The sequence below is a fragment of the Bacillus cereus group sp. BfR-BA-01430 genome (genome assembly GCF_022663115.1).
GTDB classification, from domain to species: Bacteria; Bacillota; Bacilli; order Bacillales; family Bacillaceae_G; genus Bacillus_A; species Bacillus_A cereus_BD.
The window spans coordinates 395,176-407,131 of record NZ_JAKUEW010000002.1; the positions used below are offsets into that span (position 1 = coordinate 395,176).

The window sequence follows — 11,956 nt, forward strand, 5'->3', positions numbered from 1 at the left end:
CCTTACTTATTTTTCGAGCGAAACCACGCTGTACTATAATCAATAATCTCTCTCTGCTTCATAACTCTACACGTTGCATTTCCAATCTTTCCAATTTGAACAGCATTTGTTTCTTCAAATTCTTTCCCAATCTTAACAAATGGTGCGGGATCATAGTCTATCTCATCAAACTCTTTCCATACGCCGACCCCATTTTCAATAATAGGCGCTCCTTCTTTTATAAATTCACACGCCCCAGCACGTATTTCCGATAAATGCATAGATGTATTCGAATCATAGCCAACTCCTATGAATAATACATATCCATCTAAATCATATATTTTCTTTAATGGAGATTCTTCACCAAAACTAAATGACAGTGAATGGCCAGCTATAATCTGTTCTGCATGTTTCCCCCAAGCAGCGAAACTATTTAACGGATGACTACTTCGCTTTACATTTGGATATGTACGGAAACACTCTACAATTTCCCCCATCGCTCTTGTTGGAGTGATATCAGGATGAAAGGCAGGTACATTCTCACGAATTATGGGCCACCAATTTTCTGGAACTGGTGGTCGCACCCAATTTTTTGGATCCGACAAATCAGATGTTTGCGTTGGCATTACAATCGTTCCCTCTTCCGTAATTACATTCATTAACGCTTCTACCACCGCAACTGCTCCGCCGCACACCCATCCCATTGAACTAAGTGAAGAATGTATAATCACTGTCATTCCTTTCTGTATCCCTAATTTCCTTAAATCATTTGTGATTGTTTCAATGGTATTCGGTAAATCTGTTTCCGCTATTATGTCATTTATTTTCATCATGATTCCTCCGGTTACTTTATCGCAAACCTTACATAAACTCACATTTTTCATTTTATCATATTTTTCTTAATTTTTTATTTATTAGAAGATAAAGTGAAACTTTAATCAGTGGGGGTTTTCTTCATCCCCCACTGATTATTAGTTGAACCAATCGGGCTGTTACGGGCAGTTGATCTCCCACCTATCTTCCTTGCTTCTTTCTGAATCTTGAGGTGGGAGTCTTACTGCCCGTTAATGCGGGATAAAGTTAAAATTCTTATCATGTATATTTAGAGACATTGAAAAAATACTCTCCTAAAATATATGTAAGAAGTATTCATTCCCAATAACACTGAAACCTTTCCACACCTGGATATTTTTCTCCTAAGCTTGTAATACCCCATCCACATTTTCTATAAAATTCAACTGCTTCACAGTCTGTTTCGGCTTCTACATAGATTAATTGATGTATTCGAATGATTTCCTTTATCATATAAGAAGCAAGTCCTTGATGACGATTTGCTTTTGAAACAGCAATATGGCATAATCTTGCTTTGTTTTCACCTATCAGTTCCATTCCAACACAAGCATTCTCTCCACATTTATATAATATCGCCTGCTGATTTTCCGTATACAAGTGAATTGCTTTTTGTAAACTGGGTTCTGAGGGGCCAACTGCAAGCTTTAATATATGTACCATGTTATCTTGTCCTATGTTTTCAATTCGTTCTAACATGCTGTACATCACCTTTCTTCACTATATGTGTACTGGAACTTTACTGACTAAAATTAGGAAATGAATGATTGTCACTTCCCCTTATATCTCCTTTTTAAAAAATAGTAGCTCTTTCCTTTTAAAGAGCTACTATCGATTTACGCTGTTATTTTCTCTTCTTTCTTTATAACGACCGCAACATAGCTATGCAATACCATTCCAACAACAACTAAACTCATGCCAATCCAAGATAATGAGGATGGGAATGGGGCTGATAACCAGATTAACTCCCCTAATAAGGCAAATAAAACCTCACCAGACTGTGTTGCTTCTACAGTAGCTAATTTTTGCGGATCATCTTTTACAAGATCAGTTGCAAAAAAGAATAATACAGTCGCAATTAAACCAGAACTAATCGCTACAATAAAACATTGTACTACTTGATTGCTTGACGGCAATCCACTAACAGAAATCTCATAACCCGATAATACAAACCAAAATGGTAAGCTTGCGATTGTCATACCGAGAACACGTTGGAAAACATCTAGCTCTCCTTTACAAACTTGCATCATTTTCCGATTTCCAAGTGGATAAGCAAATGCAGCAATGATAACAGGGGCAACACATAAAAGCGTTTCGCGAATCCCTAATGCTGAAGCATGTTCTACTTGCATGAGAAGAACGCCTAATAATATGACAGAAGATATCATAAGTTCCTTTATGGGAATTTTTTTATGTAGGGAATATGTCGCAAAGAATGGTGTTAATAAAATTCCTGCTATAATAGTAATTTGCCATGTAGAAGCAACGAGCCAGCCCGGACCAAATGCTCCTGCAAAACTAAGCGGCGCATAAAAAAGACCAAACCCGATTATACTCCATAGGAACCACTCTTTCGGGTTATGTTTCATATATTGAAAGAGTTCTTTTAAGTTTCCTCGATACATCACGATAATAAACAGTAACGGAACCATAAAGTAGTAACGTAAAGAAGCACTCCAAATCCAGCTCCCTCCCTGCAAATCCATTGCCCGGTTTAAAATAAACGTAAAGGCAAAGAAAAACGATGCCAATATACCTGCTGCAATTGCTTTCATCCTAAAACCCCTTATACTTTTTCTTCTACTATATAATGAAGTATAATTAATTTGAAGAAAAATCTGAAAAGACCATATAAATCTTTTCTCCTTCACAAAAATAACACCATATATTCGTCATCACGATACATACCGTTCATTTTTAACGCATTTTTTTCTATTCCATACGTTTTAAATCCGATAGATTGATACAGTTTCTTTGCTGCGTTGTTATCAGAAACGACTTCTAAATGAATTTGCTCTATGTCTATTCCTTTTGCCTTTTCTATTAATGCTTCAATTAACGCTTTCGCAAATCCTCTCCCTCTACTTCGATGATCGACATACATCGCAACAAGATGACCTTTATGCTTATATACCGCTTTTTGCTCTAGCAATAACGTTACTACCCCTATTAGTTGATTATCATTCTGAAAAGCACCGAATGTATAACTAGTATTTGAGCTTACATTTCGCTTAACCTCTTCCAGAGGCTTTTCTTTTTGTAATGCTTCTTTATAAGTGGTTACAAATGCATCTGGATTCATTTGTAATGCTTGTAAACGTAAATCCCAATATTGTGCAGCATCTTCTTTTGTTAAAATACGAATCATATCTTTTCACCCCTTCATCAAACTAAGTAACGAATAATTAATTTACATAATAATATTATGTCTATCTATCCTTCCCAACCGAAAATCCTTCAAATAATCTCCCTCCATAACGCTCTAATGTTTGTTCAATAAAATAAATCAGCTCTCTCTTTTCTCCAGTTTTATAAAAATGATCAAACGCCGCCACAAACGCTTCAGCAAATGTTTCATCATATTTCCTTAACACACGAAAAAACCATTTTGAATTTCCAACCCATTGTTGATTTACTCTCAGTACAAATTCGTGTAATAAATCTGCTAGGAGATTCGCAATAAACAATTCTTCCTCTCTTTTTGTCGCACCAATAAAATCATCTAATGCATCTGTAAGGAAATAGCGCTTTCGTCTAATTATTTCTTCTGTCCACCTTCTAGGACCTTCTTCTAATAATCGTTGCGCTTCTGCCTTTATATGTGACACAACTTGTTTTTCTCCCTTTAATACAATCCCTTCTAAAACAAGTTGAGGAAGAGTGGGCCTCCCCCTCTCACAATCGCTTTTAAAATATTGTTTATAGGTTTCAAAATTATGTACAAACACTTCAACCGGCCAACCATTACAAAAGAATGATTCTCGATAACAAGATGGCCGCTTTCTATCTAATACAACAATATCAAGATCTGATGTTGTTGTTTCTTCTCCTCTTGCAACGCTACCTCCTAATAAAGCAACATCACAATTTGGAAATCGAGCTTCGATTATGTTTTGTGCAGCCTCAATTGCTTTCATATTGCTCCCCCTTTTTTATCTTTATGTATATACGAATATTCGACGTTATTTCTAAATTTCCTATTTTTTATTTTTACAATACGGTATGTGAAATTTCTAAAGAGATAATCTTCATATCTTTCATTCAGCCATTATCACTTTAACCATATAACAATGACGGAATGAAAGAATCTTATACAATTTTTATAAACTTTCTTTGCATTTCCCTACCTAAAATTGCTAATATAGTAGAGTAGAATTTTTATAGAGAGAAGGAAAATTATGCACAATGGAATTCCAATGACAACTTTAGTAAAAAGGGTACTGCTACTTTGCATCGGGGCTATTTTTTTATCCGAAATGATTTTAGGATTAGGAAATGTTGTTCATGCAAGTACAGAAGATGATGCAAAATCTGTTCAACTTGTAAGTGAAATTCAGACAGCTCTTGCTCCGAAAGAAGCACCGAAGCAGTATAACGGGCAAGTTCGAAAAGTCGCTTACTTAACATTTGACGATGGTCCTGGAAAATACACTGCCGAACTTTTAGATATGCTGAAAAAAGAAGATGCAAAAGCTACATTTTTCCTAATCGGTTCAAATGTAAAAGCATTCCCTGATTTAGTTAAACGTGAACATGCAGAAGGTCATTATGTTGGTATGCATAGTATGACGCATAACTACAAAAAGCTTTACACAGAAGGTCGTTATGTTGATGAAATGAAAGAGGATCAAGGCTTAATTGCCGGCGTTATCGGAAAATCACCAGTTTTAACACGCCCATCTTACGGATCTATGCCTGGATTAAATGAAGCTCTTCGCAATAAAGTAGTCGAAAACGAATTAAAGGTATGGGACTGGACAATTGATTCTTTAGATTGGAAATATAATAAAATGCCAGTCGATGCAGCATCTGCTCAAATTGTTCAAAACGTTCTTGCTGGTGCGAACAAGCCAACGGAAGTTATTCTTATGCATGACATTCATCCACAATCAGTAAAAGCAGTGCCTGCTATTATTAAAGGCTTAAAAGAAAAAGGATACGAGTTAGAAAGCTATAAAGAGGACGAACACTTCCCATTAAACTTCTGGCATGATAATCGTATTTAATTGAAAAAGACTTGATTTTCTTTATTAGAAAATCAAGTCTTTTTTCTTTCCGCCTCATTTAAAATAATTTTGCAATTTCGCTAATCAAAATACCAATAACAGCGAAATCAGAGTCACCAAATGTTGTGTTTTCAAATCCTAATCCGCCTAATACTGGTAACAATAATGCTGGAAGGAACGAAATGAATAATCCGTTTACAAATGAACCTAAAATCGCTCCCCTTCTTCCTCCCGTTGCATTTCCAAATACAGCAGCTGTTGCTCCTGTAAAGAAATGAGGAATCAGGCCTGGTACGATAACACTTAAACCAATAACAGGTAAAATGAACATAGATAATAATCCAGCAATGAAACTTGTTAAAAATCCAATAATAACTGCGTTTGGTGCGAATGGGAAAATAGTCGGGCAGTCGAGTGCTGGTTTTGCATTTGGCACAATTTTATCCGCAATCCCTTTAAATGCAGGCACAATTTCCGCAATTAACATACGAACACCTGCTAAAATAATATATACTCCCGCCGCAAATGTAATGGCTTGCATAAAAGAATAAACTAAAAAATTTTGTCCATTACTTAACTCTGCTTCAATAAATTGCTTTCCAGCAAATGGTGCAACAATGAAGAAAAGAACAGCCATTGTTAGTGACATAGAAACAGATGTATCACGTAAAAAACCTAAGGATTTCGGTACTTGAATTTGCTCTGTAGATTTTTCTTTATTTCCAAACTTGCTACCAACAAAACCAGCCGCTAAATAACCAACAGAACCAAAATGTCCAATTGCAATATCATCCATACCTGTAATTTTTCTAACATATGGCTGTAATAGTGCTGGAAAAATAACCATCAGTACTCCTAAAAGAATGGATCCTATCAATACAAGTGAAAAACCTTTTAGCCCCGCTGTAGAAAATACAGCTGAAATTAAACAGGCCATAAAAAGTGTATGGTGCCCTGTTAAAAATACATATTTCAGTTTCGTAAATCGCGCAATCAATAAATTTACAATCATCCCAAATACCATAATAAATGCTGTTTCTTTTCCTAACGTTTGCTGCGCGATCGCAACGATTGCTTCATTATTTGGAATAATCCCTTTAATATGGAATGCCTTATCAAACATTTTACCAAAAATATCTAAAGAACCTGTTAATATTGTAGCTCCGCCACCTAATACGATAAATCCCATAATCGTTTTAAGCGTACCAGATACAGTATCTGCAAAGTTTTTCTTTTGTAACAATAAACCACACATGGCAAATAATCCAACTAAAATAGCTGGTTGTCCTAAAATGTCTTTCATAATTAAATCAAACATAGCACCGCTCCCCCTTCAGCTCAGAATCAGTGGGACATCAAATCATCCCACTGATTAAAGTTTCACTTTATTCGACTGTGTTACATGAGGTGTTTTTGCAATGCTTCTTTAATTTCATTTTGATCTAAAATATTTGTTAATCCAGCAACAGTACGAACACCATCTTCTAAATTGCAAATAATATCTTTTGATCCTAAATATAAATCCGCTTGTTCCGATTTACTAGATGCTAAATCTGTATGAGAAACTTCCGCTTGTAAACCAAGTTCACCTAGTATTTTCTTCACGTTCATTTCAACAATAAAACTACTTCCTAATCCATTTCCGCATACAACTAAGATTTTTTTCATTTTAACTTCCTCCTAATTTGAATACTTCGCTATCATTTCTAGCATTTGTTCTTTTGAATTTGAATGAATTAACATATCGACATTTTCAGGTTGTGATAACATATCACTTAATTGTGCCAATGCCTTCAAATGCGTTTCATTATCAATAGCAGCTAATACAATAATTAAATTAGCCGCATGTTCTTGTTTTTCAGAAAATGAAACACTTTCTTTTAATTGCAATAAGCTCATTCCTAATTTTTTTACACCTGATTCAGGTCGTGCATGAGGAATTGCAATTTTAGGTGCAATGACAATATAAGGACCTAATTTTTTTACATTTGCAATCATTTCTTGCACATATTCTTCAGAAATATATTCCGTTTGTAACAGCGGTTTTGCTGCAATTTGAATTGCATCTTCCCAAGAATCAACGCAATCTTGAAGCTGAATATATTCTTTTGTTAATAGCTCGTTTAACATCGGCTTGTATTTCTCCTCTCTTCCTAAATGCACTGGACCACTTATACATTCTCTTAGTTCTCTTTTTAAAGCATGCTCATCTCTCACATCTGCATATTTGTGAATCATCTGCATAATAATATCAACTGAATCATTTTGATCCTCACGAAATAAAGTAGCATTCACTTTTCGAAGCAAGGATGCCTTTTCAGCATCTGTCAAAATGGGATTTACCATAAAAATAGGGATCGATCCCTTCTCTAATTCAGTAGTTGTAATAATACAATCTACATCAAATGTATTAGATTCATATTCTCTCTTTGAGATTGCTTGTAAAATATCCATATGTGAGAATAATTGTTCTAGCTGATATTGCAGCATACGTGACGTACCAATACCATTTGGACACACAAGTAAAGCCATTTTCCTCGGACTGGGAACGATTCCTTCCTTCCTCATCCAAGCGCTAAAATGCATCGTAATATATGCAATTTCATCTTCTGAAATTTCTTTCCCTACATATTGTTCAAAATGATGAACCACTTTCTTTGTTAAATGATATACTTCCGCATAACTGTTGCGAATCATCTGCAATAATGGATTTTCAATTTCAATTCCATATTTCACACGATAGAAAGCTGGCTTCATGTGTAAATATAGGTCAGAAGCAAGACCTGTAAAATCTCGGAATATGACACAAGCATAATGCTGAAAATCTTTTATCATGTAATCGACAATATGCCAAATACCGTGAACATCATTCTTTCCATACTCTTTTTGCTGCGCGTTCACTTTCGCTCCCAATAAGTGCGTTGTAATATAATAAATCTCATCCTTTGGAACCTTCACATGTAACACTTTTTCGAACTGTTTTCCAATATAGGTAGCTGCTTGAAAATGCTTTGTTTCACGGAGAACAGCTTTCTCAGCTTCCTCCATTTCAACATATTGTCCTTTCACAATACGACTACAAAACAAATACATGTAAACGCTTAAATTCTCAAGCACCTCGTCTGTATATTGAACGCCCAAAAATTCCTCACACTTCGATAAAATATCTTTCATTAAACGAAGTTCTTCTTGTTCTGTTTGGTTCTTTTCTCCTTCTCCATGATTCACAATGTTCCTCATATGAGAAACTACATATTCCCAGCTGTGCTTTGCAATTAACTGTGAAAGATACGCTATTAATACATTCCGCTTCCCTTGTTCCATTCCTTTAATGTAATATCCTTGCTTACGGTGAAACTGTAGAGATAGCTTGAACTTTCCTAACTCTGCTTTCAATTTTTTCAAATCAGCTAGTGTTGTATTTCGGCTCACTTGAATGAGTTTTATTAAATCTTCCAGCAAAATTCTTTTTTCTTCCGTTAATAAATATAACGCAAGCCACGCCTTTCGTTCTTGTGGAGAATACTCATATTGAACTGTTATAAATCCTTGTAACTTTTGGGCAACTTTTTGTTTTGTTTTCTTATCTAAACAATATCCTAATGGACGAACATATTGAATCGGCTCTAGATGTTCAGTAATTAACCAGTCATCTACTTTTTTCATATCATAATAAATTGTTCTTTTCGACACTTGTAGTACTTCCGTCAACTGATCAACAGAAGTATAGCTATCCGCTTGCATCATTTGTTGTAAAATTGCAGCACTACGATGATCTAATATCATATGATGTACATCCTTTCTATACTTGTTCTTTCCTCACCTTGCAAGTATAGATACTAACTTTGCAAAATTAGATAATTGAAATCACCTTCTACTAATATAGTATCTCTTATTTCTTGCAAAATTAAGTCCAAATTATCGTTTATGTACGGTGCAATAATTGTACTGTTTTTTCACCTTCTTAATTTTATATCCTGCTGATTTTTTATTTGTTTATGATATATTTACAATACGGTATGTGAAATTATATATCCTTCATTCCAAGTAGTTTGTTATGGGTAGACTAAGAGCTTTAAGCCCAAAAGTCTACCCTCCATATGTCGCACTGCAATAAATACAAGTAAGAATTTTCCTTATAACAATTTCCACATCTTTTTCATCAAATATTGAAAACTCAATATCTGCTCCTGATACATGTTCTGGAACCTCTATTGACTCTTGGTTATGTAACACTTCTTCAAAAGAATGAACTGTACGTAAAATCGATGTATTTCTTTGACTGCTTGCTATCCGATTTTTTATAATGTGGACTGGTAAATCAAACTTCACAGCAATTACTTTGAAACCATGTTTCTGAAATTGTTGCATGAGTCTTGTCCGCGGTGCTTCCTGTAAATTCGCATTACATACAATCATATGATACGTAGTGTTTAATATTGTATACTCTATGATTCGCTCTGTTATACTGTATTTCAATATATTTTCTCCTTCTTTTGGTACAAGTAGAGGATAAATAGATTGAAGAAATACTGCATGTTCATCTTGGTCGATTACGACTGTATGCTCTAATTCCTTTTCCAGTTTCCTTGCGAATGTACTTTTCCCGCTATGTGTTTTTCCAATTGTTAAGATTACATATCTTTCCACCATACACTATCCCTCTTCTCCCTTTCATCAGCACTTCTATACTTATTATATATAAAATCACATCTTTCCTTTTCTTATTAACTCATGATTCAAATAAAAAACCCTACTCATACTTTATTTCATATGAGTAGGGTTTTTTATTTATACTTTATTCTGTTTTCGTACTTTGCGTTGTTTTCACCTTCGTTTTATTTTTATCACGATGGTTATAATTGTACTTCGAACGATCTACAGGTGTGAAACCTTCTGGTGTATAGAATCGTAATAAATCACCATTTACCACTTGGTCAGAAAGTTTAAGTGTTTGCTGAACCATTTGTTCATTTTGTTTTATTTCTTCTGTAACCTCTACTGGTTCTCCAGTCGTTGTATCATAATATCTTCCGTTAAGTGCAGTAACATTCGGACTTACGTAATTACCGTTACGGAATGCTACAACTTGTTTATGCTCTGGTGATAATAAATCTGTACCAAATTGGATATAATCCTTTGTATCGATACCTAATAAATGTAATAGCGTTGGAAGAACATCGATTTCCCCGCCATACTGATGTTGAACGCCACCTTTTATTCCTGGCACACGAACAATGAAAGGTACGCGTTGTAATTGTGCATTTTCAAAGGAATGAATTTCCTTACCCATAACCTGTGACATCGCTCTATTATGGTTATCTGAAATACCATAATGGTCCCCATACATTACGATAATGGAGTTGTCATATAAACCAGATTGTTTCAAGTAATCGACAAAACCTTTGACTGCTTCATCTAGATAGCGCGCTGTTTGGAAATACGTATCTACAGATGAATCGCCTGTTGTTGCTGGCTCAATTGTTGCTTCTTCCTTATCAATTGGATAAGGGAAATGGTTTGATAGCGTAATAAACTTCGTATAGAACGGTTGCTTTACTGTTTCTAATAATGGGATTGACTCATTAAAGAATGGTTTATCTTTTAAACCATAGTTAACAACGTCTTTCTCGTTCATATCATAGTATGATGCATCAAAGAATTTATTAAATCCAAATGATTTATAAATGTCATCACGGTTCCAGAATGTTTTGTAGTTACCATGGAACACCGCTGAAGTATATCCTTGTTGACCCAAAATAGCGGGTGCTGCTTGATACGTATTATGCGATTTTGTTGTAAATACAGACCCTTGCGGTAATCCAAACATGGAATTCTCTAACATAAATTCCGCATCAGATGTTTTCCCTTGTCCTGTTTGATGGAAGAAGTTATCAAAATACAATGTATTTGCATCTTTTGTAAATGAGTTAATAAATGGTGTTACCTCTTGCCCATTTAACTTGTAATCAATTAAAAAGTTTTGGAACGATTCTAGATGAATATAGATAACATTCATCCCTTTCCCTTTTCCAAAATACTCTGCGCTTGGGCTTGCATAGTTTGAAGCAATGTAATTTCTTACCTCTGTCATACTGTCACCATCTGCCATAGCTCGTTCCGTTGATGCTTTCATACTTTGAATACCATCATAAATTGTATAATTGTAAGCACCTAAATATTTCACAATGTAGTTACGGTCAAATGTTCTTGTTAACAATTCCGGACGATCAGATTCTGCCAGTCCTAAATTAATGCTAAAAATTAAAATTGCTGAAATAAATACTAGTGACAATTTATACTTTGCAACACGAATTGGCTTTGGACTCGCAACCTTTGTTAAAACAAGTACAAGTAAAACGATTGTGTCTAAGAAATATAAGGGATCGTATAGTTGTAGCAATGCTACAACACTGCCGCCTAATTCCCCAAAGTTATTCGTTTGAGTCAATGTTGGAAACGTAATAAAATCGCTGAAGAAACGATAGTATACAACATTTGCATACAAAAGAATTGACAGTAGCAAATTAATAATAATCAACCAAATATAAGATCGTTTCCCTTTTGCAAATAATGCAAGTCCTAGAAACAAAATGGCTGAGCTTAACGGGTTAAAGAAAAGCAAAAACTTTTGAATTGTGTTCGATATTCCTAAGTTGAATTCTGTCACATATGCTGCATATGTTTTCAACCAGAATAAAATAACCGCAAAAATAAAGAACCCAAAGTGATTACTTAACACTCGTTTGCTCTTTTGTAATAATTGTTTCATCTCTCCACCTCTTTTAATCATCCAAGGCTTATTTCTTATAAGTCTATCTCTATTTTTTATCTACTTTCTTCATATCGTTCATTTATTTAACCATATGAAGAATATTAGTAATTATAATTTGAAGCTGTTA

The 11,956-nt window shown here is 34.7% G+C and carries 11 protein-coding genes; 1 reads left to right on the forward strand and 10 read right to left on the reverse strand.

The window, feature by feature from the left end; translation table 11 throughout:
* Nucleotides 1-2: 2 nt before the first annotated feature.
* From MR058_RS06495 to MR058_RS06515, 5 genes are all read right to left on the reverse strand, one after another.
* Nucleotides 3-809 carry an AAC(3) family N-acetyltransferase gene (locus MR058_RS06495; RefSeq protein ID WP_242143191.1) on the reverse strand — a complete coding sequence of 269 codons (807 nt, stop codon included), beginning with the start codon at nt 807-809 and terminating at the stop codon, nt 3-5.
* A gap of 319 nt (nt 810-1,128) precedes the next feature.
* Nucleotides 1,129-1,527 carry a GNAT family N-acetyltransferase gene (locus MR058_RS06500; protein ID WP_242143192.1) on the reverse strand — a complete coding sequence of 133 codons (399 nt, stop codon included), beginning with the start codon at nt 1,525-1,527 and terminating at the stop codon, nt 1,129-1,131.
* Nucleotides 1,528-1,664: 137 nt separating this feature from the next.
* Entirely contained in the window at nt 1,665-2,603 is a 939-nt protein-coding gene (locus MR058_RS06505) for a DMT family transporter (RefSeq protein ID WP_242143193.1), read from the reverse strand.
* A gap of 92 nt (nt 2,604-2,695) precedes the next feature.
* On the reverse strand, nt 2,696-3,196 hold the full coding sequence (locus tag MR058_RS06510) for a GNAT family N-acetyltransferase (RefSeq protein ID WP_242143194.1): 501 nt from the start codon (nt 3,194-3,196) through the stop codon (nt 2,696-2,698).
* A gap of 61 nt (nt 3,197-3,257) precedes the next feature.
* A complete protein-coding gene (locus tag MR058_RS06515) occupies nt 3,258-3,965 on the reverse strand; it encodes a nucleotidyltransferase domain-containing protein (protein WP_242143195.1) in 708 nt (235 codons plus the stop codon).
* 261 nt (nt 3,966-4,226) lie between these two features.
* On the opposite strand from MR058_RS06515, the gene MR058_RS06520 reads away from it, so the two are divergent.
* Nucleotides 4,227-5,054: a peptidoglycan-N-acetylglucosamine deacetylase gene (locus tag MR058_RS06520; RefSeq protein WP_242143196.1), complete on the forward strand. Its 828-nt coding sequence runs from the start codon at nt 4,227-4,229 to the stop codon at nt 5,052-5,054.
* Between the two features lie 58 nt (nt 5,055-5,112).
* On the opposite strand, the gene MR058_RS06525 is transcribed toward MR058_RS06520, so the two are convergent.
* The 5 genes from MR058_RS06525 to ltaS form a co-directional block, all read right to left on the reverse strand.
* Nucleotides 5,113-6,372: a PTS ascorbate transporter subunit IIC gene (locus MR058_RS06525; RefSeq protein WP_242143197.1), complete on the reverse strand. Its 1,260-nt coding sequence runs from the start codon at nt 6,370-6,372 to the stop codon at nt 5,113-5,115.
* Nucleotides 6,373-6,452: 80 nt separating this feature from the next.
* Nucleotides 6,453-6,722: a PTS sugar transporter subunit IIB gene (locus MR058_RS06530; RefSeq protein WP_242143198.1), complete on the reverse strand. Its 270-nt coding sequence runs from the start codon at nt 6,720-6,722 to the stop codon at nt 6,453-6,455.
* 12 nt (nt 6,723-6,734) lie between these two features.
* Nucleotides 6,735-8,840 carry a BglG family transcription antiterminator gene (locus tag MR058_RS06535; RefSeq protein ID WP_242143199.1) on the reverse strand — a complete coding sequence of 702 codons (2,106 nt, stop codon included), beginning with the start codon at nt 8,838-8,840 and terminating at the stop codon, nt 6,735-6,737.
* A 303-nt stretch (nt 8,841-9,143) separates the two neighbouring features.
* Nucleotides 9,144-9,707, reverse strand: coding sequence for an ATP-binding protein (locus tag MR058_RS06540; RefSeq protein WP_242143200.1), 564 nt, complete (start codon nt 9,705-9,707; stop codon nt 9,144-9,146).
* 145 nt (nt 9,708-9,852) lie between these two features.
* Nucleotides 9,853-11,826 (reverse strand): lipoteichoic acid synthase, encoded by a 1,974-nt coding sequence (gene ltaS / locus MR058_RS06545; protein ID WP_242143201.1) that lies wholly within the window; start codon nt 11,824-11,826, stop codon nt 9,853-9,855.
* Nucleotides 11,827-11,956: the final 130 nt, after the last annotated feature.

What these genes read in the sequence shown, in the direction of transcription:
- MR058_RS06495 (WP_242143191.1), bottom strand. Translation starts at nt 809, where the DNA reads ATGAAAATAAATGACATAATAGCGGAAACAGATTTACCGAATACCATT.
- MR058_RS06500 (WP_242143192.1), bottom strand. Translation starts at nt 1,527, where the DNA reads ATGTTAGAACGAATTGAAAACATAGGACAAGATAACATGGTACATATA.
- MR058_RS06505 (WP_242143193.1), bottom strand. Translation starts at nt 2,603, where the DNA reads ATGAAAGCAATTGCAGCAGGTATATTGGCATCGTTTTTCTTTGCCTTT.
- MR058_RS06510 (WP_242143194.1), bottom strand. Translation starts at nt 3,196, where the DNA reads ATGATTCGTATTTTAACAAAAGAAGATGCTGCACAATATTGGGATTTA.
- MR058_RS06515 (WP_242143195.1), bottom strand. Translation starts at nt 3,965, where the DNA reads ATGAAAGCAATTGAGGCTGCACAAAACATAATCGAAGCTCGATTTCCA.
- MR058_RS06520 (WP_242143196.1), top strand. Translation starts at nt 4,227, where the DNA reads ATGCACAATGGAATTCCAATGACAACTTTAGTAAAAAGGGTACTGCTA.
- MR058_RS06525 (WP_242143197.1), bottom strand. Translation starts at nt 6,372, where the DNA reads ATGTTTGATTTAATTATGAAAGACATTTTAGGACAACCAGCTATTTTA.
- MR058_RS06530 (WP_242143198.1), bottom strand. Translation starts at nt 6,722, where the DNA reads ATGAAAAAAATCTTAGTTGTATGCGGAAATGGATTAGGAAGTAGTTTT.
- MR058_RS06535 (WP_242143199.1), bottom strand. Translation starts at nt 8,840, where the DNA reads ATGATATTAGATCATCGTAGTGCTGCAATTTTACAACAAATGATGCAA.
- MR058_RS06540 (WP_242143200.1), bottom strand. Translation starts at nt 9,707, where the DNA reads ATGGTGGAAAGATATGTAATCTTAACAATTGGAAAAACACATAGCGGG.
- ltaS (WP_242143201.1), bottom strand. Translation starts at nt 11,826, where the DNA reads ATGAAACAATTATTACAAAAGAGCAAACGAGTGTTAAGTAATCACTTT.